The organism is Bacillus sp. RSS_NA_20, assembly GCF_020165915.1.
Lineage (GTDB): Bacteria > Bacillota > Bacilli > Bacillales > Bacillaceae > Bacillus > Bacillus altitudinis.
Map to the genome: position 1 here is coordinate 1,441,392 of NZ_JAIUKW010000005.1, position 24,869 is coordinate 1,466,260.

At 42.1% G+C, this 24,869-nt stretch carries 25 protein-coding genes and 1 other annotated feature; of the genes, 7 read left to right on the forward strand and 18 right to left on the reverse strand.

Annotated features, from left to right (window positions below; genetic code table 11):
* The first annotated feature begins 209 nt into the window (after nucleotides 1-209).
* The gene (locus LCD32_RS12990) at nucleotides 210-773 is read left to right on the forward strand and encodes a hypothetical protein (RefSeq protein ID WP_224563935.1); all 564 of its coding nucleotides are present in this window, start codon (nucleotides 210-212) and stop codon (nucleotides 771-773) included.
* 8 nt (nucleotides 774-781) lie between these two features.
* Here the strand turns inward: LCD32_RS12990 and LCD32_RS12995 are convergent, their stop codons facing one another.
* From LCD32_RS12995 to LCD32_RS13005, 3 genes are all read right to left on the reverse strand, one after another.
* Nucleotides 782-1,381, reverse strand: a complete 600-nt coding sequence (locus tag LCD32_RS12995) for a cysteine hydrolase family protein (protein ID WP_144625029.1) — start codon at nucleotides 1,379-1,381, stop codon at nucleotides 782-784.
* 49 nt (nucleotides 1,382-1,430) lie between these two features.
* Nucleotides 1,431-1,643: a hypothetical protein gene (locus LCD32_RS13000; RefSeq protein WP_035702043.1), complete on the reverse strand. Its 213-nt coding sequence runs from the start codon at nucleotides 1,641-1,643 to the stop codon at nucleotides 1,431-1,433.
* 95 nt (nucleotides 1,644-1,738) lie between these two features.
* Nucleotides 1,739-2,317, reverse strand: coding sequence for an esterase/lipase family protein (locus LCD32_RS13005; RefSeq protein WP_370648336.1), 579 nt, complete (start codon nucleotides 2,315-2,317; stop codon nucleotides 1,739-1,741).
* A 272-nt stretch (nucleotides 2,318-2,589) separates the two neighbouring features.
* On the opposite strand from LCD32_RS13005, the gene LCD32_RS13010 reads away from it, so the two are divergent.
* Nucleotides 2,590-2,931: an antibiotic biosynthesis monooxygenase family protein gene (locus LCD32_RS13010; RefSeq protein WP_007501790.1), complete on the forward strand. Its 342-nt coding sequence runs from the start codon at nucleotides 2,590-2,592 to the stop codon at nucleotides 2,929-2,931.
* A 128-nt stretch (nucleotides 2,932-3,059) separates the two neighbouring features.
* Here LCD32_RS13010 and tyrS read toward each other — a convergent pair whose 3' ends face one another.
* The gene (tyrS, locus tag LCD32_RS13015; RefSeq protein ID WP_039964123.1) at nucleotides 3,060-4,328 is read right to left on the reverse strand and encodes a tyrosine--tRNA ligase; all 1,269 of its coding nucleotides are present in this window, start codon (nucleotides 4,326-4,328) and stop codon (nucleotides 3,060-3,062) included.
* A 53-nt stretch (nucleotides 4,329-4,381) separates the two neighbouring features.
* Nucleotides 4,382-4,617 (reverse strand) — a binding site (T-box leader).
* Between the two features lie 59 nt (nucleotides 4,618-4,676).
* Nucleotides 4,677-6,401 carry an acetate--CoA ligase gene (acsA, locus tag LCD32_RS13020; RefSeq protein WP_017367863.1) on the reverse strand — a complete coding sequence of 575 codons (1,725 nt, stop codon included), beginning with the start codon at nucleotides 6,399-6,401 and terminating at the stop codon, nucleotides 4,677-4,679.
* A 155-nt stretch (nucleotides 6,402-6,556) separates the two neighbouring features.
* Between acsA and LCD32_RS13025 the strand changes: the two genes are divergently transcribed.
* The 3 genes from LCD32_RS13025 to LCD32_RS13035 are packed head-to-tail and all read left to right on the forward strand — an operon-like array spanning nucleotide 6,557 to nucleotide 9,026.
* Nucleotides 6,557-7,189 carry a GNAT family N-acetyltransferase gene (locus LCD32_RS13025; protein ID WP_056705495.1) on the forward strand — a complete coding sequence of 211 codons (633 nt, stop codon included), beginning with the start codon at nucleotides 6,557-6,559 and terminating at the stop codon, nucleotides 7,187-7,189.
* Between the two features lie 38 nt (nucleotides 7,190-7,227).
* Nucleotides 7,228-7,869, forward strand: a complete 642-nt coding sequence (locus tag LCD32_RS13030; protein ID WP_041092583.1) for a CBS and ACT domain-containing protein — start codon at nucleotides 7,228-7,230, stop codon at nucleotides 7,867-7,869.
* On the forward strand, nucleotides 7,866-9,026 hold the full coding sequence (locus tag LCD32_RS13035; RefSeq protein WP_224563938.1) for an acetoin utilization protein AcuC: 1,161 nt from the start codon (nucleotides 7,866-7,868) through the stop codon (nucleotides 9,024-9,026). Before LCD32_RS13030 ends, LCD32_RS13035 begins: the two co-directional genes overlap by 4 nt.
* A gap of 42 nt (nucleotides 9,027-9,068) precedes the next feature.
* Here the strand turns inward: LCD32_RS13035 and ccpA are convergent, their stop codons facing one another.
* The 11 genes from ccpA to LCD32_RS13090 all read right to left on the reverse strand — a co-directional run bounded on the left by ccpA (nucleotide 9,069) and on the right by LCD32_RS13090 (nucleotide 20,645).
* Entirely contained in the window at nucleotides 9,069-10,070 is a 1,002-nt protein-coding gene (gene ccpA / locus LCD32_RS13040) for a catabolite control protein A (RefSeq protein ID WP_035702055.1), read from the reverse strand.
* Nucleotides 10,071-10,520: 450 nt separating this feature from the next.
* Complete coding sequence (locus LCD32_RS13045; RefSeq protein ID WP_017358315.1) at nucleotides 10,521-11,597, reverse strand: bifunctional 3-deoxy-7-phosphoheptulonate synthase/chorismate mutase; 1,077 nt, start codon at nucleotides 11,595-11,597, stop codon at nucleotides 10,521-10,523.
* A gap of 214 nt (nucleotides 11,598-11,811) precedes the next feature.
* Nucleotides 11,812-12,135: a bacillithiol system redox-active protein YtxJ gene (gene ytxJ / locus LCD32_RS13050; protein ID WP_007501805.1), complete on the reverse strand. Its 324-nt coding sequence runs from the start codon at nucleotides 12,133-12,135 to the stop codon at nucleotides 11,812-11,814.
* Between the two features lie 30 nt (nucleotides 12,136-12,165).
* Entirely contained in the window at nucleotides 12,166-12,636 is a 471-nt protein-coding gene (locus LCD32_RS13055) for a YtxH domain-containing protein (protein ID WP_017358316.1), read from the reverse strand.
* 29 nt (nucleotides 12,637-12,665) lie between these two features.
* Entirely contained in the window at nucleotides 12,666-13,082 is a 417-nt protein-coding gene (locus LCD32_RS13060) for a DUF948 domain-containing protein (RefSeq protein ID WP_017367864.1), read from the reverse strand.
* A gap of 223 nt (nucleotides 13,083-13,305) precedes the next feature.
* On the reverse strand, nucleotides 13,306-14,604 hold the full coding sequence (gene murC / locus LCD32_RS13065; RefSeq protein ID WP_008343047.1) for a UDP-N-acetylmuramate--L-alanine ligase: 1,299 nt from the start codon (nucleotides 14,602-14,604) through the stop codon (nucleotides 13,306-13,308).
* Nucleotides 14,605-14,906: 302 nt separating this feature from the next.
* The gene (locus LCD32_RS13070) at nucleotides 14,907-17,660 is read right to left on the reverse strand and encodes a DNA translocase FtsK (protein ID WP_318010838.1); all 2,754 of its coding nucleotides are present in this window, start codon (nucleotides 17,658-17,660) and stop codon (nucleotides 14,907-14,909) included.
* A 196-nt stretch (nucleotides 17,661-17,856) separates the two neighbouring features.
* The gene (gene ytpR, locus LCD32_RS13075) at nucleotides 17,857-18,462 is read right to left on the reverse strand and encodes a YtpR family tRNA-binding protein (protein ID WP_017358318.1); all 606 of its coding nucleotides are present in this window, start codon (nucleotides 18,460-18,462) and stop codon (nucleotides 17,857-17,859) included.
* Between the two features lie 16 nt (nucleotides 18,463-18,478).
* A complete protein-coding gene (locus LCD32_RS13080) occupies nucleotides 18,479-19,291 on the reverse strand; it encodes a DUF1444 domain-containing protein (RefSeq protein ID WP_224563944.1) in 813 nt (270 codons plus the stop codon).
* 18 nt (nucleotides 19,292-19,309) lie between these two features.
* On the reverse strand, nucleotides 19,310-19,630 hold the full coding sequence (locus tag LCD32_RS13085) for a thioredoxin family protein (protein WP_003217665.1): 321 nt from the start codon (nucleotides 19,628-19,630) through the stop codon (nucleotides 19,310-19,312).
* Nucleotides 19,617-20,645 (reverse strand): PTS transporter subunit IIC, encoded by a 1,029-nt coding sequence (locus LCD32_RS13090; RefSeq protein ID WP_017358320.1) that lies wholly within the window; start codon nucleotides 20,643-20,645, stop codon nucleotides 19,617-19,619. Before LCD32_RS13090 ends, LCD32_RS13085 begins: the two co-directional genes overlap by 14 nt.
* Nucleotides 20,646-20,845: 200 nt before the next feature.
* Between LCD32_RS13090 and LCD32_RS13095 the strand changes: the two genes are divergently transcribed.
* On the forward strand, nucleotides 20,846-21,292 hold the full coding sequence (locus LCD32_RS13095; RefSeq protein ID WP_007501817.1) for a YtoQ family protein: 447 nt from the start codon (nucleotides 20,846-20,848) through the stop codon (nucleotides 21,290-21,292).
* A gap of 207 nt (nucleotides 21,293-21,499) precedes the next feature.
* Here the strand turns inward: LCD32_RS13095 and LCD32_RS13100 are convergent, their stop codons facing one another.
* A complete protein-coding gene (locus LCD32_RS13100) occupies nucleotides 21,500-22,573 on the reverse strand; it encodes a M42 family metallopeptidase (protein ID WP_224563947.1) in 1,074 nt (357 codons plus the stop codon).
* Nucleotides 22,574-22,772: 199 nt separating this feature from the next.
* Between LCD32_RS13100 and LCD32_RS13105 the strand changes: the two genes are divergently transcribed.
* A complete protein-coding gene (locus LCD32_RS13105) occupies nucleotides 22,773-23,087 on the forward strand; it encodes a PepSY domain-containing protein (RefSeq protein ID WP_003217759.1) in 315 nt (104 codons plus the stop codon).
* Between the two features lie 40 nt (nucleotides 23,088-23,127).
* On the opposite strand, the gene LCD32_RS13110 is transcribed toward LCD32_RS13105, so the two are convergent.
* Nucleotides 23,128-24,825 (reverse strand): NAD-dependent malic enzyme, encoded by a 1,698-nt coding sequence (locus LCD32_RS13110; RefSeq protein WP_035391093.1) that lies wholly within the window; start codon nucleotides 24,823-24,825, stop codon nucleotides 23,128-23,130.
* Between the last annotated feature and the right edge of the window lie 44 nt (nucleotides 24,826-24,869).

Below are 24,869 nucleotides of genomic sequence, written 5' to 3' on the forward strand. Positions count from 1 at the left end.
TTGTACGCTCTCTATTATACATGAAAACATTGGAAGTTACCTTCCATATTTAAAAACCTTTCTTTGCAGCATAACCACCTTCACGCTTCATTACGTGATTGTCATTCCCACATGCAACTATAGGAAAAAAATATCATTTAGCTGCCGTTTGTCTATTGGTACAATGATGATAGAGATTTTTTTCTAACGCACTAAGCTGGAGGAATTCCATGTTTTTTACCATAGTCATGATTTTTGTTCTCTTTTTCTTGTCTATTTTCGCCTATTCTCTTTTAAGAAAAAAGCAGGTCATAGATGCACCACCAAACCTACTGGCTACGATATCGTTCATATTACTGCTTTATTTTTCTCTCTGCCTCGTGATCGCTGTTCCAAGTGTCATGCTGTGCATCGTCGCTTTAGGGATAAACTATCTTTTTGGAGATTACATCACATATGATTCATTTTTTTCTTTCATCTCGTTCTCTTTATTGGTGAGTGGAATCGTGGTTTTTTGGTCACCTTTTCTTCTTTTCATAGGCAAAGGGCTGGCTTATTTACTCAAATTCCCTTCATGGCTGACTTTTGCTTTGGAGTGGATCAGTTCTTGGATCGTTTTACACCTCTCGATTAAGTATGTCCTTTACATAAAACTAGTAAATATCTCAATTTTGGAGCACGGCACACTCATTTTATCTTTCTTTGTCAGCTTCTTATTTATTGGAATAGATCTCATATACTCAAGTATTGAACAACGAAAACAGCCGCTGGATGAACAAGCAAAAAGCTCCTAGAGATGATTCTAGGAGCTTTTGCTTGCCCAATTTGTGATCAGCTGCTCTGTTGTCAGGACAGTCGCAAATTCGTCATGCAGTGTTGCAAGTGAAAGGCGATGGATCGTTTCTGGATCATAGTATGTACCGGTTTGATCTGCGAGTCCAAAGGCGGCTGTCGCATCCGAAATGAGGTATGTCTCAAAGCCTAGGTTTCCACTCATTCTTGTTGTGGTAGATACGCAGTGTGGTGTTGTGAGTCCAGCGATCACAATAGTGTCGATCTCGTTCGATCTTAGTTGTTCCTCTAAGTTTGTACCTATAAAGCTACTGTTGACTTTCTTTTGTATGACCGTTTCTTCATCTAGCGGTTTGGCGACCTCTTTGAAGGAGTGCCCTTCATTTGCTGGATGAAATAAGGAGTGCGGCTGATCCGATGTATGCTGAATATGAATGACTGTCCAGCCTTTTTCTCTCCAAAACGTCAATAGACGACTGATATTCTTCTCTGCATCTAGGTTATTCCGTTCTCCCCATTTTTCGTGCTCGAATGCTTTCTGTACATCGACCATAATCAAAGCCTTTTGATGTTGTTGCACAAATCCCCACCTCCAAAGAGTCTCGTTCATTATATGTAGTGTAAGGAATGATGGTTGATTTGTACATGTTTTTATTTGGCTATGTACGATGTTTTGTCTGTTTTTGCAGTAAAAAGACAAACCACACACTGGCTATTAAGTAATAGATACCAATGATGGATGTACAATTAGATATGACTTCTGCCCATTGCACTGATTTGACGATTGCCATCCAGATCATATAGATAATCAGAAATGAACATGGGAAATAGAGAAAGTAGCCTAAGAAATATTGTTTGAGTTTTTGCGTCATCTTTTATCCTCCTAAAAACCTTCTGCAACACCTAGTAGACCCTATATAACCATGACATCAAAAAAGACAGCACAAATCGCTGTCTTTTTCATTTTTTAATTCGTATTCTGTCCTCCGCCATTCAATCCTTCTTTCACATAGCCTTTGACTTGGCTTGAGGTTAATAGACCGATATGTCCAACGCCGTGGATGAGGACGTTTCTCGCGCCAATTAAGCGTGAGAGGCTGTTGACGACAATGAGATCGGCTGAGCTATAGACAGATGTGTAAAGAATTTTTTGATTTGGATCGGTGCCTGGTAATGCTCTGAGTGATACGAGTCCATTCGCTCCACCAAGTGTGACGACGTTTTCAATTTTATCTCCGCCGTCTAGGTTTTTAATATAGTATAACGTGTTCGCACCACCCATACTATGAGCCACAATATCTACTTTTTTGGCGCCCGTTTTGGCTAGTACATCTTTCACGAATCTAGAGAGCCTCGGGCCATTGTTCAGGTTATTGCCTGTTTTGTCTATGAAATCGATTGCAAAAAGTTGGTTTTGATCCCAGCCCTGTGATACTAAGTATCGTTTGATCGAAGCAAAGTTATAAGACGCACCGCCCATACCATGCACCATCACAACCGGATTATGCGCAGCCGCTTTGACTTCTTTCGGCTGGATGAAGGCCATTGAACCTAGCACTAAGGCAAGGGCAACAAGAATTTGCAAACTCTTTTTCTTAAATCGAATCACTTTCATTCCCCCTTATTCATCTTATTCGACTCTATTTTATACAAGAAAAATATGTCAGAAAAGTGAACAAGGTAATGTTTTATGAGATGATTTTACAGCACAATACCTAATGAAAAAGCACCATGGTCTTTTTGAAACTAAAACAAAAAGACTACGAGCCACTCTATCTTTCATATATAATGTGAATAGACAAAAGGAGGTTCTACTAGATGCTATTTACTCAAACACCTGCACCACCTTACTATGCAGTGATTTTCACATCAAAACGAACGAATGTTGAGCAGAAAGAATACGCTGCTGCTGCTCAAAAAATGGAACAATTAGCGAAAGAACTAGACGGGTTTCTTGGAATAGAAAGTGCACGAGATGAACATGGTGTTGGAATCACTGTCTCTTACTGGGATTCATTAGCAGCCATCAAAGAATGGAAAGCACATACAGCACATCAGCGTGTTCAAAAAAAAGGAAAAAAAGATTGGTATGAATCCTATACAACCCGAATTTGTAAGGTAGAACATGCTTATACAAACGAAGATTCACTTCTTGAATAAGAAACAGACAAATGAGAGAAAACCGCTCTGTAAAAGCTTAATTCCTACTTCTGAATAAAAAAGAAAAACACCTCAATGTATATGAACATTTGAGGTGCTTTTCATGGTACTTACTGTTTCATAAGGATTTATTTATACGTTACAAGGAAGTATTTCTTTTTCCCTCTTCTTAAGACGGTAAATTGGTTTTCAATTCGGTCTTCAGCTGAAAGGACATAGTCTTTGTCGGTTTGTCTCTCTCCGTTGATGTAGACGGCACCGTTTGTAATATCTTCACGTGCTTGACGTTTTGATGGAGACAGTTTTGATTCGACAAGAACATCAACAAGTGTTAATTCTTCTGCACTGTCTTTCTCCATTGATGGCACATCTTTAAAGCCTACTTTCACTTCTTCTGCTGTAAGAGATTTGATCTCGCCTTTAAATAGCGCATTTGAGATGTTGACAGCCTGTTCTAGTGATTCACGGCCATGCACAAGTGTTGTGACTTCTTCTGCCAAACGGCGCTGTGCTTCACGTTTTTCAGGGGCTGTTTGCACTTTTTCTTCATACGATGCGATCTCTTCTTTTGATAAGAACGTAAAGTATTTTAAGTATTTCACGACATCACGGTCATCTGTGTTAATCCAGAATTGGTAGAATTCATATGGTGATGTTTTTTCTTTATCTAACCAGATGGCACCGCCTTCTGTTTTCCCAAACTTCGTGCCGTCTGCTTTTGTGACAAGCGGCATGGTGAGACCGAATGCTTTAGCCCCTTCTGCTTCTGACTTACGGATCAACTCAAGTCCAGATGTGATATTTCCCCACTGGTCACTTCCGCCGATTTGCAGCTTACAGTTTTCATTTCTGTAAAGGTTCAAAAAGTCTAATGATTGCAGAATCACGTAGCTGAATTCTGTGTACGAAATCCCTGTTTCAATACGGGAGCTGACGATATCTTTTGCGAGCATGAAGTTGACACCGAAGTTCTTTCCAATATCACGAAGGAACGTGATGACATTCATTTGACTGATCCAGTCATAGTTATTGACGATAACAGCTGGGTTGTCACCTGCTTCAAAATCAAGGAATTGAGAGAGCTGTCCTTTGATTTTCTCTGACCACTGTTCGACGATTTCTGCTGGGTTTAGTGAACGTTCTGCTTTTTTGAAACTTGGGTCACCAATCAGTCCAGTTGCGCCGCCAACAAGTGCAATCGGATGATGACCTGCTTCTTGGAATCTGCGCAATGTTAAAATTGGGAGTAAGTGACCAATGTGCAAGCTGTCAGCTGTTGGATCAAAGCCGGAGTATAGCTTGATTTTTTCTTCTGCTAATAATTTTGTTAAACCTTCTTCATCTGTTTGCTGCTGAATTAATCCTCTGAACGATAAATCTTCCATCAATTGACTCATATCCAAATCTCCTTTTTTTACAATTCAACATAAAAAACGCCCCTTCGAATGAACGAAGGGACGATATATATCGCGGTACCACCCTGCTTAAAAGACAAAACAACACGTCTTTTCACTTACACTGATAACGGACAGATCCGTTCTTTCACTAATCAGATAGCATATGCTCCTTTTCGTAAAAGCGGTTCGTGAGGGTAATTCGAATATCTCTTTGTACTGACTCGCACCAGCCGTCAGCTCTCTTGGACAGGGAAAGATGATTCTACTGAATCTCAGTCAAAACCTTTTCATATTCAACTAAAGTCATTTTTAACATACTTTTGATATCAAGTCAACTGACGGAAGTGATTAATCTTCCATTGTCGAGAGATCGCCAGCAGGTAAATTCAGTTCCCACGCTTTTAGCACACGTCTCATAATTTTACCGCTGCGTGTTTTTGGCAGTTTGTCTTTAAACTCAATTTCTCTCGGTGCTGCATGTGCAGCGAGTCCTTTTTTCACAAACGTACGAATCTCTTCTTTTAGCTCATCTGTCGGTTCGTATCCGCTTCTAAGCGCTATAAATGCTTTAATAATTTCACCGCGCACAGGATCTGGTTTTCCGATGACACCAGCCTCTGCAATGGCCGGATGTTCCACCAGTTTACTTTCTACCTCAAATGGACCGACCCGCTCTCCTGACGTCATAATGACATCGTCGACACGTCCCTGGAACCAGAAGTATCCGTCTTCATCCATATAAGCTGAATCTCCTGAAACATACCAATCTCCCGGCATAAAGTAAGATTCATATTTTTCAGGATTGTTCCAGATCGTATGCATCATAGACGGCCAACCTTTTTTGATGGCAAGGTTCCCCATCCGGTATGGCGGAAGTTCATTTCCGGCATTATCTACAATCGCAGCTTCAACGCCTGGAATTGGTTTCCCCATTGACCCTGGTTTGATATCCATGCATGGATAGTTACAAATCAGCTGTGCACCTGTTTCTGTCATCCACCAAGTATCATGAATTCGTTTACCGAATACAGCGTCTCCCCAGCGGATCACTTCTGGATTAAGTGGCTCTCCTACACTTAACACATGACGGAGTGAGCTGAGATCATATTTTTGAATGAGATCGTCTCCTGCTCCCATCAACATTCTGAAGGCTGTCGGTGCACTGTACCAAACGGTCACACCAAGCGATTCAATGGTTTCGTACCACGTATCAGGGTTGAACCTGCCGCCTAAAATGACATTCGTCGCTCCATTCAGCCACGGAGAAAAAATACCGTACACCGTCCCTGTTACCCAGCCTGGATCAGCTGTACACCAGTAGACATCTTCTTCTTTCAAATCAAGTACCCATTTACCCGTCTGGCCTTGCTGCACCATTGCCCCATGAACATGGAGCACACCTTTTGGCGTACCAGTGGACCCTGACGTGTAATGAAGCAGGTATCCATCTTTTTCATCCATCCACTCAATTTCAAGTTCCTTCGCTGCCTGCTCAAATGCTTCTTCAAAGTGAATTGTCCGCACACCATCTGCATCCTCTTTTTCACCACCGACAATGATGACGGATTCAAGCTTTGGAAGTTCTGCAAACGGAATCCGCTCAAGCAGATCAGGCGTTGTCACAATCACTTTTGCCTCACTATTTTCTAAACGATCTTTGACGGCACCTTCCATAAATGCCTCAAATAACGGACCGACGATCGCACCAATTTTGACAGCACCAAGCAGTAGAAAATAGAGCTCAGGTGATCTTGGCATAAAGATAAACACGCGATCCCCTTTTTGCACATGTGCCTGTTCTCTTAATAGATTTCCTGCTTTGTTTGTCTTGATTTTCATATCCCTGAACGTATACTTTTCATCCCGCTGTGAATCTTTGTAGTGAAGCGCCACCTTGTTTTTACGAAACGAGTCCGCATGTCTGTCAATCGCTTCATAAGCTGCATTTACTTTTCCTGTTTCATACCAAGAGAAATTTTTTCTCGCTTCCTCCCATGAAAATTCTTTGTATGCTTGCTCATAATCATTTAAATGATAGTCCCCTTTTACTGATGGTAGCGTTTCCACTTTCATCAAACAGTCCCCCTTTGCATACGTTTACAATGACCATTATAGTATAGATGACTTTTTTTCTCAATTTTTAAAAAACTTCTAATGAAACCGTTTTAATTATTGCAAGATTTAAGATAGAATAGAGACGACTCACTAGAATTTGAGGCGGTGGATACGTGGAGCATCCTAAAACTTATTATTCAAAAACCATTGAGCGAGAAACAGGTTCCATCCTGATTGAAGGACCGGTACCTGCATCAGAGCTGGCGAAATATACGTTTCATGAAGGACTAACAGCATTTCGCACGCCTGAGGAACAGAAACAAGCACTTGTTGAAATAGCAGATCTTCCTGAAGGACGTATTATCATTGCTAGGGTGGATGAGCTTGTCGTAGGCTATGTCACGTATTTGTACCCTGATCCGCTTGAACGCTGGTCAGAAGGCAACATGGACAATTTAATTGAGCTCGGTGCCATTGAAGTCGCTCCTCCATTCAGAGGCTGCTCACTTGGCAAGCATTTACTGGATGTGAGCATGATGGATGAGCAAATGGAGAATTACATTATCATTACAACTGAATATTACTGGCATTGGGATTTAAAGGGGACAAAGAAAAACGTGTGGGAGTACCGCAAAATGATGGAGAAAATGATGAACGCAGGCGGTCTTGTCTGGTTTGCAACAGACGAGCCAGAGATTAGCTCACATCCAGCCAATTGTTTAATGGCACGGATCGGAAAACATGTGAGTCCAGATTCAATCGAGCGTTTCGATCGTCTTCGCTTCCATCAGCGCTTTATGTATTAACGTTCAATTCGTTTTTTTGGCAAAGGGGATTGGTAAACATGATGATTGAACAAATTATGGAGCGTGATGTGATCACGCTGCGCAAAACCGATACGATTGAAGAAGCCATTCAAAAAATGAGTGCACATCACATTCGGCATATTCCCATCGTATCTGAGCAGGGATCTGTCATTGGGATGGTGACAGATCGGGATATTAAAAATGCCAGTCCAAGTATTTTTGAAACAGAGAAAAGGCAGCTTTTTATTCAGCGGCCGGTTGAAGACATCATGGTGCTAGAGACGATTACCGCTCATCCGCTTGATTTCGTTGAGGAGATTTCAAGTGTCTTTTTTGAACACGGAATTGGCTGTCTTCCCGTTGTGAGACGTGGCAAGCTTGTAGGGATCATCACAAAAACAGATTTACTTCGTACGTTTGTAAGACTAACAGGTGCAGATCAGCCTGGATCACATTTAGAGGTTGAAGTAGCGCAAGTGACAGAGGGTCTTGCAGACATTACGGCCATTTTAAAAGAGCAGCATATTCAAATGCTGAGTGTACTCGTGTACCCACATGCCAATGAAGCCTCTAAAGTGCTCGTCTTCCGCCTTCAAACGATGCATGCAGATCATGTGATGAAGCTGATTCGTGCAAAAGGCTATAAAGTGCTCTGGCCTATGGAGCAGACGATCAAATGAAGGAAGCGACCTTTGTTTTTTCACCATCTTTTCAAACGTACCAGTTTCACCAAGATCATCCCTTCAATCAGCTTCGTGTCTACTTAACTTATGATCTTCTTCAAAAAATGAAGGCGTTAACGGATGATGAGATTGTCGCACCTCGTATGGCGACGTTGGAGGAATTAAAGCTTGTCCATACAGCAGACTACATTCAAGCAGTACAGCGGGCAAGTGAAGGAAAGCTGTCCACCGCAGAGGGGGAACGTTATGGTCTTGGCACTGAGGATACTCCGATGTTTGCAGGGATGCATGAGGCAGCTTCTCTCCTAGTTGGCGGGACATTAACAGCGGTTGATCAAGTGATGCTTGGACATTCGCAGCATTCGCTCAATCTTGGCGGCGGGCTTCACCATGGATTTAAAGGGCGTGCTTCTGGCTTTTGTATTTATAATGACAGCTCTGTGGCCATTCAGTATATTCAAAAGACATATGGCGCTAGAATTTTATATATTGATACAGATGCTCATCATGGCGATGGTGTACAGTTTAGCTTCTATGATGATCCAGAGGTATGTACTGTTTCCATTCATGAAACAGGGCGCTATTTGTTCCCTGGAACTGGACAAGTACAGGAAAGGGGCCATGATAAAGGCTATGGCTATGCATATAATATCCCGCTTGACGCATTTACAGAAGACGAATCATTTTTAGAAGCCTATCGAACAGCAGTGACAGAGATTGCTGCTTTTTTTAAACCAGATGTCATTTTGACGCAAAATGGAGCAGATGCCCACTATTATGACCCTTTGACGCATTTATCTGCTACCATGAAAATATATGAGGAAATTCCTAGAATTGCCCATGAGCTGGCGCATCAATATTGTGATGGAAAATGGATCGCTGTGGGCGGAGGCGGCTATGATATTTGGCGTGTCGTCCCAAGAGCATGGAGCCGCATTTGGCTTGAGATGAAAGGCATCACACCACCAGATGCACTTCCTCAGGAATGGATTCGGGCATGGGAAAAACAATCGCCTGTTCCGCTTCCATCCACATGGCTAGATCCTGACGATTTATATCCACCGATTCCAAGAAGAGCAGAAATTACAGAAAAAAATGCACAAACGGTAGAAAAAGCACTCATGCCTGTTCGACGAGAAAAGAAAAAGGCATAAAAAAAGCAGGCGTCCACTGATCAAGTGAGCCTGCTTTCTTTTTTATTTCGTCGATTGTCTTTCTTCGATTCTATGTGGCAATTCAACAATTTGATCTTCTACTTGTTCTTTGTTCATGAGCTTTGTCAAAAGTCTCATCGCAACAGCGCCAATATCGTAAGTCGGCTGAACAACTGTTGTCAATTGAGGGCGCACCATGAGGGATAGTCTTGTGTTATCAAAACCAATCACTTCTAAATCTTCAGGAATTGATACGCCTCTGTCCTGCGCTCCATGAATGACACCTAGCGCCATTTCGTCAGTAGCTGCAATCACAGCCGTCGGCTTGTCAGATTGATCAAGCAGATTAGCGAGCGCTTCAATACCAGAGTCATATGAGTAGTCTCCTTCAGCAACAAGCGCTTCGTCAAATACGATACCAGCTTCTTCAAGCGCACGCTTATAACCAGCAAGCTTTCTCATAGAGTTAATTGGTTCTGACATTGGTCCAGATACAAACGCAATTCGTTTATGTCCTTTTTCAACTAATAGCTGAACTGAATCATAAATGGCTTGTTCATAGTTAATGTTGACTGATGGTGTTTGTGCCTGCTCTTCAACAGATGCTGCAAGTACAATTGGTACAGGAGAGCGCTTAAATTCTTCCACATGCACATCTGTAATGTTTCCGCCCATAAAAACGATTCCATCTACTTGTTTGCCAAGCATTGTGTTTAACAAATGAAGTTCTTTATCAGTATTTTGGTCTGAGTTGCTCAAAATAATGTTGTACTTGTACATCGTCGCAATATCTTCAATTCCTCGTGCAAGCTCTGAATAGAAGATACTTGAAATATCAGGGATGATGACCCCAACTGTTGTGGTCTTTTTACTTGCAAGGCCTCGTGCGACTGCGTTCGGACGGTAGCCGAGACGATCAATTGCTTCAAGCACCTTTTTTCTTGTTGTTGGTTTTACGTTTGGATTACCATTAACAACGCGTGATACCGTTGCCATACTTACGTTTGCTTCTCTTGCTACATCATATATTGTAACATTATTCACATAAATCACTCCTTCAAATACACTTCATATCTATAGCATTCACCAATTGGATAGAGACATGTCAGATACGAGGAAAATAATATCCTATTTGTCATTAAAACGATGAAAAGAGACACATAATTTTTCAATCTACATCAAAATGACCTTCTTTTATGAAATTATACACGTTTTTTCATCATATGAAAACGTTCCCTTTCTTTTTATAACTAAATTAAACAAACTTTAATGAGCTTGTTACCTGTAAATTGAATCATATTTCACCAAAAGTCGTCGTGAACGTCAGCTATGACAATGATCTTAGCAGATTCTATCAAATTTTAAAAATGAAAACATTGTGAACAAGCGTGTTTTAAGCTTGCAATGTGTTTTCTTCCTTTCATTGCCAGTCTTATCGTATTTTTTCATGAGAAAAACCGCCGGGCTGTCATCCGGCGGCTTTTCTATTTATGATTATGCGTGAATGTTGACAAGTGGTCTTAACGCATCTAACCATTTTTCGAATTGTGGAATGTCCATTTGCTGCGCTGAATCAGATAGGGCAACAGATGGATCTGGATGTACTTCTGCCATCACACCGTCTGCTCCGATCGCAAGAGCTGCTTTAGCCGTTGGAAGAAGTAGATCTCTACGTCCTGTTGAGTGTGTCACGTCAACAAAGACTGGTAAATGTGTCTCTTGTTTCAAGATTGGCACAGCCGAGATATCTAGTGTATTTCTTGTGGCTGTTTCGTAAGTGCGGATGCCTCGCTCGCAAAGGATGATTTGGTCATTTCCTTGTGCGATGATGTATTCAGCTGCATTGATGAATTCTGAAATTGTTGCTGCTAAACCGCGTTTTAAAAGAACTGGTTTGTTCACTGATCCAGCTTCTTTTAAAAGCTCGAAGTTCTGCATGTTACGTGCTCCAATTTGGATGACATCGATATGCTCAATCGCTTCTTCAATATGAGCAGGATTCACAATTTCACTAATAACTGCAAGACCGTATTCATCTGCTACACGTTTTAGAATTTTTAGACCGTCTACGCCAAGTCCTTGGAAGTCGTATGGACTTGTGCGAGGCTTAAATGCGCCGCCACGAAGAAGTTTTAGTCCCTGCTGTTTCGCTGCTGCCGCTACTTCTGCAACTTGCTCGTAGCTTTCAACGGCACATGGTCCAACGATGAAACGTTGTTTTCCGTCACCGATCGCTTCTCCATTGATATTTACAATTGTATTTTCAGGTTTTTTCTTACGAGAAACAAGAAGTGCTTTGCTGTGGTCATCTTCTTGAAGCTCTAAACCTGCTTTGAAAATTTCTTTGAAAATATGTTGAATCGTTGAATTTTCAAATGGGCCATCATTTTCTTCAAGAATTTGATTAAGCATTGTGCGCTCTCTGACAGGGTCATAACGGTTGACACCTTGCGCTTCTTTTGCCTTTCCAATTTCTTTTACAATGTTTCCTCTTTCATTGATCAGTTTTAAGATTTGAAGATTTAGTTCATCTGCTTGCTGTCTCAATTGTTCCAATTCATTGTTGCTCATTTTTGTCATCCTTTCCTCTGCCCGCTCTCGCTTTTTATTTTTGATCTCTTATAATAGGGTTTATTATAAACAAAGATTTCGGAATTGTCACGAAAAAATTCTTTATTACCCAAACGCTTTTAAGCGATAAAGTATTATGTGTAAGATTATAGCATACTTTTGATGCAAGTAAACCTTTTTTATAAAAAAAACGTCAGCAATCGCTGACGTTTTTCTACATGTTATGTTCAAGCGCTTCTTTTGTAATGCTTGAGTGAGAAGCATGCCACTTTACTTTGCCACCGCTAAAGATGAGTGCCTGCGGGCTTTCGTGCTTGATCCCTGACTTTTCAGTCACATAGGATGAAAGCTCTCTTGTGTTTTGAATTTGCAAGAAATAAGCAGGAACATCCTCATGTTCTGACGCAAACGCTTCAAACTCTTGAAAAGCAGCTTGGCTGATTGGACATGTCAAACTGTGCTTAAAAAAGACAAAGGTTCCGTCTTGATTCGTTAGTTGATCAAACTGTTCTTCTGTTTCTATGAGTTGTTTAGACATGATGTGCTCCTTCCTAACTTAAGCAGCGAGTTAGCCTTTCGTAGATTGTTCTACTTTTGCTTTGACATCTTTGATGCCGTCTTCAATGTCTGCTTTTGCTTCTTGTGCTCTTACTTTTGCTTCATCTGCTACATCTGAAGCTTCATTTGCAATATTTGCTGCAGCATCTTCTGCTTCGCTTTTTACTTGTTTAGCTTTTCCAGCTGTACGATCTTTTATGTCTTTTACTTTGTCTAAAATCTGGTTTGACTGCTCTGCTACGAGCTGAGACAATTCAGATGTTTTGTCTTTCGCAATCGTCACATATTCAGTGCCTTTTTCCTTTGCATCTGTTGTGAGACGATCTGTTTTCTCTTTTAGGGCATTCGCTTGGGTGTTCAAATCATCGCGAAGCTCTTTCCCTGACTTTGGTGCTAAAAATAATGCCGTTGTTGCACCGATAATGCCACCGATAAGTGTTCCGATCAAAAAGTCTTTGCTATTGATTCCGTCTTTGCTCATGATTATTCCTCCTATGCGAAAATGGTTGGTTATTGTTGTTTACGCTGTTTCCATTTTTTATAGATTTCAAGTGCTGCGTTACTCCAGCTTACCACATCCGTGACTTTCTCTTGATTTCGTTCAACGGATGAAGAAACCGCACCAGCTGCCTGCTTTATGCTTGTATTAAATTGGTTGATCGAGCCACCAATTCCCTGCACCGCATCCACAACTGTGTTAAGTTTTGCCGATTTGTCTTGAATATCTTCAGCAAGCTGATTGGTCTTATGTAGCAACTGTGCTGTCTCTGTGGTGATGCCTTGCATCTGTCCTTCAAGACCTTCTAAAGTTGATGCGACATTCTTTAATGTCAGCTGTAAGGATTTCAATGTTTTGGACAAGTAGATGACAAGAATGAGGAAAGCGATTGCGATGAGTGCAACGCTTAAATAGAGAATAATAATCATCTGATACCTCCTTTGCTGCGGGCATATTCAATTCAATACCCTCTCGTTGTATCATTCAAACATCGCCTAGAATGACCGATTGAATAATAATTCTACACTTATTCGCCAATTCCTGTCCACAGCGAACGAAAAAAAGCGGCACATCTTGTCACATTTAGCCCCTTTGTCACATTTTATTCAAAATAAAAAAGTGCCGATTGAATCGGCACTTTTTGACAGGCAATTATACTGCGACTTTCTCATAAGCACGAAGATACTTTTGAATATCTCCTGCTCCCATAAAGACCAAGATCGCATTTTCATGTGCTTTCAGCACAGATGTCTCTTCTTCTTCAATCAATTGGGCTTGCGGAATTTTTTCCCGCAAATCTTCAATGCTTAGTTTCCCAATGTTTTCACGAGCTGAACCGAAAATATCACAAAGGTACACATAGTCCGCTTTTTTCAGACTGTCTGCAAATTCACTTAAAAATTGCTGTGTACGAGTGAAAGTGTGCGGCTGGAAGACTGCTACAATATCACGGTCTGGATACTTCTGGCGAGCTGCTTCGATCGTGACTTCAATTTCAGTCGGATGGTGCGCATAATCGTCAATTAAGACTTGTTCACCGACTACTTTTTCATTAAAGCGTCGTTTCACACCGCCAAATGTCGTTAAAGCACCTTTGATGAGCTCTACATCAATGGCCTCATAGTGGCATAATGCAATGACCGCTAATGAGTTAAGGACATTGTGGTTTCCGTAAGCAGGAATGTAGAAGGTATCATAAAACGTATTACGTACAAATACATCAAATGTGGTGCCTTCTGTGTTTTTCACAACATTTCGTGCTTGGAAATCATTTTCTTCATTGAATCCGTAGTACACAACAGGTACTTTTGCTTGGATCTTGAGAAGATGCTCGTCATCACCGCAAGCGATGATGGCTTTTTTCACTTGAAGTGCCATGTTTTGAAACGCATCAAACACGTCATCAATATCCGTGAAATAATCAGGGTGATCAAAATCAATATTGGTCATGATCGCATAGTCTGGATGGTAGCTGAGGAAATGTCTGCGGTATTCGCACGCTTCAAATACAAAATACTCGCTGTTTTCTTTCCCCATTCCAGATCCATCACCGATTAAGTAGGAAGTTGGTTTTGCCGCTTGCATCACATGTGCAAGTAGACCTGTTGTCGATGTTTTACCATGGGCACCAGTAATTGCAACGTTTGTGAATGAATCCATGTATTCTCCAAGAAATTTATGATAACGAATGACAGGAATCCCTTCAGAAAGAGCACGCTCAATCTCAGGGTGTGTATCTGGGAATGCATTTCCTGCAATCACCGTCATCCCTGGCTGAATATTATCTGGGTCAAATGGAAGAATTTTAATATTTCGTTCTTCTAATGCTTTTTGTGTAAAGATATGTTTTTCGATATCCGATCCTTGGACAGTATACCCAGTATCATGAAGAATTTGGGCCAGTGGACTCATACCTGTCCCTTTTATTCCAACAAAATGATAAACAGTCATAATTGTACCTCCAACAAACGTCTATCTGACTTACAGTATATGACGCTCATTTCAATTTGCAACTTGTGATTTTTGTCTCTAGCTGATCACAAATCGCAGCTCCAAATAAAGATTTTTTTCCGATCTTCCTATTCTAATCAATATTAACTATGATTAGTATCCGACAACTTTCCCATTTCTAACACCTGCTTTCGCTCATTTTCATTAAAAAGCGTTCAGACAGGCATGCGAAAAGCGTCCAATTCAAAAATTGCACCTATGTGCTATCATACCATGTTTATCAAAAAAATGAAGTGGTTTGTTTAGATCAATTGTTCTAAGTCACTCAGTGTCATGAGGACCTCTCTTGGCTTACTACCTTTTGCCCCAGAGATCATCCCTTCACGTTCCATCATATCAATCAATCTCGCTGCTCGATTGTAGCCAATTCTAAATCTTCTTTGCAAACTGGATGTACTTGCACTATTTTGCTCGATGGCGAATCTGCATGCGTCCATAAACAATTCATCTTCGTCTGTAATGGCAGAGCCTTGGAGCATCAATTCTTCCTGTTCAAAAAGGAACACAGGTTTGCGCTGTTTTCTCACATGCGCTACCACTTCATCAATCTCTCGATCTGATACAAAGTTCCCTTGTAGTCTTGTCGGTTTGCCAGAGCCATTTTCTAAGAACAGCATGTCTCCTTTTCCGAGAAGCTTTTCAGCACCTGCCATATCAATAATGGTTCTTGAATCCACTTGGCTTGAAACAGAGAAAGCAATTCTTGTTGGGATGTTTGCTTTAATGAGACCTGTAATGACATCAACAGAAGGTCTTTGCGTCGCAATGAGTAAGTGAATCCCGCATGCTCTTGCTTTTTGGGCAATTCGGCAAATGCTTTCTTCGACTTCATTTGGTGCGACCATCATTAAATCAGCCAGCTCATCAATGACAACGACGAGATATGGCAGTTTTTCACCCATTTGTTTTTCTTTCACCAGTTCGTTAAATCGTTTGATTTCTCTCACACCAGAGTGTGCAAACAGTTCATAGCGTCTTTCCATTTCATCTACTACCCATTTCAAGGCGGCTGTCGCTGTCTTGGCATCGGTAATGACTGGGCTCACAAGATGCGGAATGTGATTATACGGCGCCAGTTCAACCATTTTAGGGTCGATTAACAGCATTTTCACTTCATCAGGTGAGGCTTTAAACATCAGGCTTACGAGAATGGTATTAATACAGACACTTTTCCCTGAACCTGTTGCTCCGGCAATTAAGCCGTGCGGCATTTTTTGCAAATCAACCACAACGGGCTGACCGGAAATATCCAATCCGAGCGCCGCCGTTAATGGAGATGGATTGTCTCTAAAGGCACTGCTTCTGATCATTTCTCTCAAGAAAACCATTTTACTGTGAAGGTTCGGCACTTCGATTCCAATCGTGTTCTTCCCAGGAATCGGCGCTTCGATTCGAATATCTTTTGCAGACAAACTGAGTTTGATATCATCTGACAGGTTTGTAATTTTGTTCACTTTCACGCCTGGTTCAGGATGCACTTCAAATCTTGTAACAGAAGGACCTTGCGTCACATGAACAACACTTGCTCTGACATTGAAGTTTTTCAGAGTGGCATTGAGCAGTTCTGCCCGTTCTTTCACCCATGTTCCGTCCTCTTCTTTTTGTGCTGGCGGAACGTCTAGAAGGGCTAAACTCGGAAATACATATCCTTGTGCATCTGCCGTTTTCTTCTGTCCTTGCACGCGCTGATCACTTTTTAACATCATGACGTTAAAAGGAACGGTGGAGGTTTGACCGCTTGAGCGCTTTGGCTGTGGAGAAGACGGTTTTGGTTCTTCACGTTTTATTTCAGGCGTTTCTTTAGGTGTTTCCTCAAGCTCTTCTGCCATATCCCCGGCGATCTCTGCTTGTCCAGAGTCAGCAAATTCATCTGAAGCTTCTTCAACTGGCATGACTTCATCATCTGTTAATTTTTCTTCCGGCAGAGAATCATCATCTTGCGAATCTTGTATGATCAACGGTTCTTCTTGTTCAAATGCTGCCGTTGACACGTCTGCTTTACTTTCTTCTATCCATGCAGCCTCTGTTGTTTCCCCCATAGCCTCTACTTCATTCTCTTCCAGCACCGCAGTTTCTTCTACCGGGCTTTCTATCTCCATGTCGAGTGCTGGTGATGCGCTTAAAGCTGTTTCAAATGTAAAGCTCTCTTTTTTCTCAGCATCATCTTCAAGCGGAATCATCGGCTCTTCTTGTTCAACGGTGACTGCCTGTTCTTGCTCCATCTCTAGAGGCTCGTTAGATGCTTCAGCTTGCTCCATATGTAAGAATGCTTCCCGATCGTCTTTGGTCTGTGACAAAGCTTGATCTTGATCCTCTGTCTCACTGAAAGGCTCGTCATATAAACGTTCCATCGTTGATTGAACGTGATCTTGATAAGCGAGTTCCTCTTGCAAAGTAAGCGGCGTCGTGACAGGTTGCTTCTGTACTTGTTCTTCTGTTTGGGCTGACATCATGTCTTCCAACCGTTGTTCTTTTCGTATAGACGGGATGTTCATTTGCTGTCTTACATTCCGTTCACGCTCTGCTTCTTCTGATAACAGTGTGACACGCTGTGACGTTTCTTCTGCCGATTTCATTTTGACAGAAGATGTGTCTTCTTTGGCTGCTGCATGTTTTGGACGCATATCCTGGTGGTAGCCATAGATGGGTGAAGGGATTTGCTCTGGTTTAAAAGGCTTTTTATTGAGATCAGGCTGCACCGTTTGTTTTGGCTGATAGGTCGTCTGCTTTGCCTTTGGCTGACTTGGCCGCGTGCGCCTTCTTTCTTGCTGCTTTGCTGCCTCACGTGCAGGTTCATCTGGAACGAGAGGAAAGCGGAAATTGCCTTTTGGATATTCATAATACACTTTCGTATCTTCAACTTTTTTATATTCTTTATGCTGTTCAACAGCTGGCTGCTTTGGTGCAATCGGACCTGTTTCAGGCCTCTCAGCTTTTTCTTCTTTTTTTTCTTCTCCTAAAAATACACTAAAAAATTTATCTAACCAACTCATCATTTATCACTCACTTTAACTCCCCTTACGTTTTCTTGGGCGATTTTTAGTATACCATTGCTTTTTCATGCAGAAAAGCGAGAAAAGTGCTACACTTTGCTGTTCATGCTGTCTGTAGATGAAAAAAAGTCACTAAGTACGTACTTAGTGACTTTTGGTATAACACATTCTTCGCTCATTTGTACCCGTTTATGGGAGGTTACGCTTCAAATGGTTCGCCAGCTTGGCGGCTTCCTTCTAGAACAAGGATTCCTTTTTCAGCAGGCGCATTCGGAAGATCTAATTCTTTTGCAGAACAAATCATTCCGCTTGAAGGAACACCTCTTAGTTCAGCATCTTTGATCACCAAACCGCTTGGCATCACAGCACCGACCTTTGCAACCACAACATATTGACCTTGATCAACGTTTGGTGCACCGCACACGATTTGTAAGGTTTCATCGCCAACATCTACTTGGCAAATGTTCAGTTTATCTGCATTCGGATGTTTTTCTTTTTCCTTCACATAACCGACCACAAACTTAGGTGATAGATCAGCTGTTAATGTTTCACTGACACCGTTGCGGTTCAAAATTTCATTGATATCTTGAACAAGCGTTTCAGAAAGCGGTACAGATCCGTTTTCTTCAATTTTCATGTAAGTAGATGCATTGAAAATATTAAAACCTGTTGTTTCTTTTGTGTCTTGATTGAAGATTCTTACGACATCTCCAAACGTTTCATGACCTACTTCTTCTCTTGTTACATCTTTCAATGAAATAAGGAGTGTGTCGCCGACACCTTCTGCATTATAAAAAACGTTCATTCTTCAAAATTCCCTTCTACTGCTGTTTTGGTCTGCTTTTTGCAAGAATAAAGATCGGTTCAAGCTTACCTTCGTCATATAAAAATGACAAGGCCGTAATCGGAACCGTGCCGCTGGCGAAGAAGCTCATCGACATTTGCCCTAAAATATCATAGCCTGATTCATTGCGTACATCTGCAATGATGAACACATCTTGATGGGGAACGGAAATGGCCATTTGCCCCTCTACTTTTTGCGCGTATTCTTGTAAAATCGATTCATTTAATATTCTGCTTGCATCGTACCCGTCGTTTGCACGGAAGAAATAAAAACGGTTGCCCGCCACTTCATCCATTTTCACGACAGTCTTTAGTGAACGGACGTTAAAACTTGCGGTTTCTCTGATTCGTTCTTTTGTCCAGTTTTCCTTTTGCAGCATCTTCTCGTCAATTAATCTGTAGGTGCTTCCAAGGTCAAGTGCATAGTAGATTCTTGTCTCTGCTGTATGCTTATCAAAAACGAGCGGAATCTTATCACTTGATGTTTCTGGAAAGGACGTTGAACGAATGACCGGATAAATGTGCTTTTCTTTGCCTGAGATGTGCTGCGCTTCACCTTTCATAGCGCTGAGCGCCTCTTTCACATAATAAACGATCTCATCCAGTGTTTCATCAGGCTTTACTTCCCACTTTGCAATAATCGGCGGGAGCTCAAGCGTGATGCCCTTTCCTGTATGTTTATCTTCCACACGAAGTGTATCTTTTTCCCTGTCAAACTGGTGGGTCCAGCTGTCGTTCGTCAGACGGCTTTTCAATTGATTGGCAAGCTGTCTTGATGTCATTTTCGCCATGATAAGACTCTCCTTTCGTTATTTAGAAAGAGAATCTGTTAAAAATGCTTCAATCTCTTCCTTTGTCTTACGATCTTTGCTGACAAAACGGTTGATCTCTTGTCCGTTTTTAAAGACTAAAAAGCTTGGAATTCCGTAAATTTCCCACTCTGCACAAGTGTCGATGAACTGATCTCTATCCACATAGAAGTATTCAAATTCTGGATAGTTTGCTTCAAGCTCTGGCAAAAACGGCTCAATAAATGTGCAGTCCGGGCACCAGTCAGCTGAAAATAGTAATACTGTTAAGTCTTCTTGAATCACTTTTTGTAATTCTTCGTTTGATTCAATTTTTTTCATGTTTGATTCCTCCAGTTTGTATACTTAAATCTCCGAATTGTATATAGCCTTTCTTTCTCATCCATTCTGATACTACCAAACTAATCACTGCCGGGCCAACGATATGCAAGAGAGCAATAGCGAGGAAAACGGAAGGATGAAATCCCATGACTGTGAGAGTCATGAGCTGGCCGACAAGTCCGCTCGTTCCCATACCCGCTCCTGCCGCATTATTGACCATCCCAAAGCCAATGATACCAATTGGCGCAAGAATCAGTCCTGCAATCGTCGGCGGAATGAGAATGAGCGGATTTTTCACAATGTTCGGCAGCTGTAGTTTTGATGTTCCAATGCCTACCGCAGCAAGACCGCCAAAACGATTTTCCCTAAATCCTGCAGCAGCAAAGCCGACCATCTGAGCGCAGCAGCCAATCGTTGCCGCACCAGCAGCAAGACCGCTTAAATCAAGCATCAGCGCAAGCGCAGCGCTTGAAATCGGTGAGCTAAGAGCAAGCCCAACAATGGTTGCAACCAGCATGCCCATGATGAGTGGACTTTGGTCAGTCCCCCATACGATCACCCTGCCGAGCCCTGTCATCACCGCCTGAATCCCAGGGCCGATGAAAGCAGCGGTGAGAAAACCTGTGATAATGGTCACAAGCGGCGTTAAAATAATATCAATTCTTGTCTCACCACTGATCAGTTTGCCTAATTCCACACCAATGAGAGCAGCCACGAAGCTTCCAGCAGGTCCCCCAAGCTCTGCTCCAGCAGCACCTGAAACAACACTTGCGAAAATAATTAATGGAGATGCGTTTAAGCGATAAGCAACCGCTACGCCAATTGCTGGTCCCATCAGCCCCATTGCGAGCGTTCCCATTTCCACGATGAGAGGAAATGATAACAGGCCGCCTGCTGTTTTTAAAATCAGCCCTACCACTAATGTAGCAAATAGACCTAAAGCCATATAAGAGAGTGCATCAATAAAATAGACCTTTGGCGAAAGGGAAATACCCTTTCTTTTTAAATAAGTCATCAACGTCGTCTTCCTGCTTTCTCATAGGAAAGACGAAGAGGCCTGTCCTTCCCATTATATGTAGTCTTCTTACGATGAAAAATAGTCTCTACCATGAATATCATAATCATATTTTTTTTGCTTTATCAAGCACTTCTTGTGTAACATGAAAAGAAACAGGGCAAACCTTTACTAAGTTTGTGCACAAGGAGGAGATTGTTATGCAATTAACGGTTTATTTAGCTGGAGAAATTCATAGCCAGTGGCGCGATGAGATTAAGGAAAAAAGCCAGTCTTTGAAACTACCAGTGACGTTTGTTGGTCCAATGGAGAATCATGACCGATCAGATAACATCGGAGAAGATATTTTAGGCGGGCAGCCAAATGCCATCTTGAAAGACGATGCGGCTTCTGATTTGAACAATTTCCGCACCGAACTCTTATTAAATAAGGCAGACGTTGTCATCGCCCGCTTTGGTGAGAAATATAAACAGTGGAACACGGCAATGGATGCTTCTTCTGCCATCGCCAAAGGAAAACCCCTTATTTTGATTCGTCCTAAAGAATTACATCATCCACTAAAGGAACTATCAAACAAAGCAAATATCACTGTCGAAACAGTGAATCAAGCAATTAAGGCGTTGTCATACGTGTTTGAACAAGAATAAGAAAAAGGGCTAAAATGAACTTGATTTTAGCCCTTTTTCTTCTTTTCAGCGTGATAGAAAACCTTTGCAGCCCTAGGAAGGTCGAGTACCGGTGCGGAGCGAATTTGACATTCGTGAGCACCCGCACGCAGGACTGACAAAGAATGCGAGGATTTGTCTACACGCTGAAGGCTGTGCTCTTAAAAGAGGCAGCCTTTTTCTTATCGTTTACACTTGTTGATACATCGAATCCACCGTGCTTTGATCACAATTTTTCACAAGACGAACAATTAATTCTTTTGCCGCTGCATAATCATCCACATGCAAGACAGAGTGACTTGTATGAATGTAACGCGCACATACACCAATAACAGCAGACGGTACACCTTGATTTGAGATATGGACACGTCCAGCATCCGTACCGCCTGGCGATACGAAATATTGATATGGAATATTGTTTGTTTCGGCTGTATCGAGGACAAATTCTCTCATGCCTCGGTGCGTAATCATCGTGCGATCATAAATACGAAGAAGTGCACCTTTTCCAAGCTGGCCAAATTGTGATTTGTCTCCCGTCACATCATTTGCGGGACTCGCATCTAGAGCAAAGAACAGATCAGGCTGAATCATATTCGCAGCTACCTCAGCCCCTCTGAGCCCTACTTCCTCTTGGACGGTTGCGCCTGAATATAGCTGACATGAAAGAGCTTCGTCTTTTAATTCTTTCAATAATTCAATGGCAAGTCCGCACCCATAGCGGTTATCCCAAGCTTTGGCTAAAATCTTTTTTGGATTGGCCATTGGGGTAAAGACCGTTGCAGGAACGATTTGCTGCCCTGGGCGAACGCCAAGCTCTTTCGCTTCTTCTTCACTGTCTGCACCAATATCAATCAGCATATCTGACGGTTTTACTGGTTTGCTTTTTTGTTCTGGTGTCAGAAGGTGAGGAGGTGTGCTCGATACAACGCCCGGAATTGGCCCGTGATCCGTATGAACATCCACACGCTGCGCAAGCATCACTTGACTCCACCAGCCGCCAAGTGTTTGAAAACGAATCATTCCGTTTTTCGTAATGGATGACACCATAAAGCCGACTTCATCCATATGACCAGCCACCATAATCTTCGGCGCGTTCTCTGGGCCTTTGCGGACACCAAACACCCCGCCAAGACGATCCTGTATGAGTTCATCGGAATATTTCTCAAGTTCCTTTTTCATAAAAGCACGCACATGGTGCTCATTACCTGGAGTTCCCTGTAGTTCTGTTAAATTTCGGAAAAGCGACATTGTTTCTTCGTTCATTTGACAGTTACCCTCATTTCTATGTAATGACCATATAAATTCCTATAAAAATAACACTCACTTTATACTATAAGAATTCTTTCGGTTTTCCAAGTATCTCTCCAGAAATTTTGAATATGCTTTCAAGTATTCGGATTTCTTAACATCGCTGGACAAGTTTTGTATAATGGAAAAAACAGCAATACGGAGGTGCAGCACGTTGAAGTTAAAACATGTTCTGATTGGTGCGAGTATAGGCGTAGCCGCTGCAATTGTTGCAAAGAAAGTCTTTTTCCCTACGTATATCTCGTCTGAAAAAGCGTTAAAAATTGTGAAATCTGCTTTTAAACAGCGCGGCCCGATTGATGGCTCTTGGATTTATACTGTACCAGAACCGTATACCGTAAATGGTGAAACGATTGATGTGTACAAATCTGGCATTACACGCTCCGCCTTTGGCGAGCTGGAACAGTATGAAGTCATGATTGATGCAAAAACAGGCATGATCGTTGATGTCATTGATTCTGTTGCTTAATAAGAAAGCTTCGCAAAGACAAGTCCTTGCGAAGCTTTTTCTAGATGGCTTTGATTTTTTTGTATACAGGGTGCCACATGGCGTCTTGCACAGCCTGAATGAGATCATCAGGGGTTTCTTCCGCAATTCCTTCGTCAATCGCTGCTTGTGCCACACGGACAGCCACTGTCGCTGAAACTGTTCTGAGCTGATCAACACTTGGAAGCATCGCAGCACCCGGTTTTCCGACATTGACCATGCTCGCAATCGCTTCAGCACTCGCAACAAACATGCTGTCTGTCATGAGGCGGGCTTTACACACAATCGTTCCAAGACCAAGCCCTGGAAACACAAGAGCATTATTTGCCTGCCCAATTTCATATGTCACACCACCATATTCAACCGGATCAAACGGGCTTCCCGTTGTGACAAGCGCACGTCCTTCTGTCCATTCAATGAGATCTTCCGGCTTTGCCTCTGAAAGAGGTGTCGGGTTTGACATCGGTAAAATCGCTGGCCGCTCTACATGTGACGCCATTTCTTTCACAATTTCCTCTGTAAATGCCCCACCTACAGTTGAGGTACCAATTAAGATCGTAGGTTTCGCCTGCTTCACGACCTCTAACAAATCAATTGAATGCTTTGGACCATTACGTGCATAATCCTTCACTTCATCAGAACGTCTTGCATACGGCTTTTGAAATGGCTGAATGTCGGGTGAATCATCTGTGAGCAATCCCGTTTTATCAATACACCAGAAATGATCATATGATTCCTCTTCTTTGACACCGTCTCGCACGATCGCATCACGAATTTGCTCGGCTATACCAATCCCTGCTGTACCTGCTCCAAAGATCACGATTCGGTGATCTTTCAGCGGAACCTTCGATGCTTTTGCACAAGCCAGAACGGCAGCAAGTGAGACGGCTCCAGTTCCTTGAATATCATCATTAAATGTACAAATACGGTCCTTATATTTTTCCAAAATGGCGCGCGCATTTTTTGTACCGAAGTCTTCCCAGTGAAGAAGTGCATTTGGAAAAGTCGCACGGGCAAGCTCAACATATTGATCAATAAACTGATCATAGCGCTCTCCTCGAACGCGGGAGTGCTGATTTCCCACATAAAGCGGATCATTTAAAAGGCTTTCCTGGTTGGTCCCAGCATCAAGCACCACTGCCAGCACACGGCTAGGATCAATCCCTGCTGCGGCTGTATAAACAGCCAGCTTCCCGACTGAAATGGCAATTCCGCCAACACCCCAGTCGCCGATGCCTAAAATTCCTTCTGCATCTGTTGCGACAATGAGATCAATTGATTCATCCACTCCGTAAGATGCAAAAATTTCTTCCATTCCTTCTAGGTCATCAATGGATAAATAAATTCCTCTTGGCTTTCTATACTCGTGGCTGTAACGCTGAATCGCTGTTCCTACGGTCGGTGTGTAAACAATCGGCAGCATTTCTGCCAAATGCTCATTTAATAATTTATAAAAGAGCACTTCATTTCTGTCATGAAGCGCAGTTAAATAGACATTTTTCCCAAGTGCGTCTGGCTGTGCTTTGAACTGTTCATATGCACGCTTTGCTTGATCTTCTAGTGTTAACACCTTCGGCGGCAGAAATCCCTTTAACCCAAGCTCTTCCCGCTCTTCCTTTGTAAATGCGACTCCTTTGTTTAAATAAGGGACAGACATGACTTCGATCCCTCTTAACGGTGTCTCGATGACATCACCATGTACACGATAAAATTGATTCACCTGCACTCTTCCTTTCACAAGTTCATTTTGTCGTTATTTTGTGT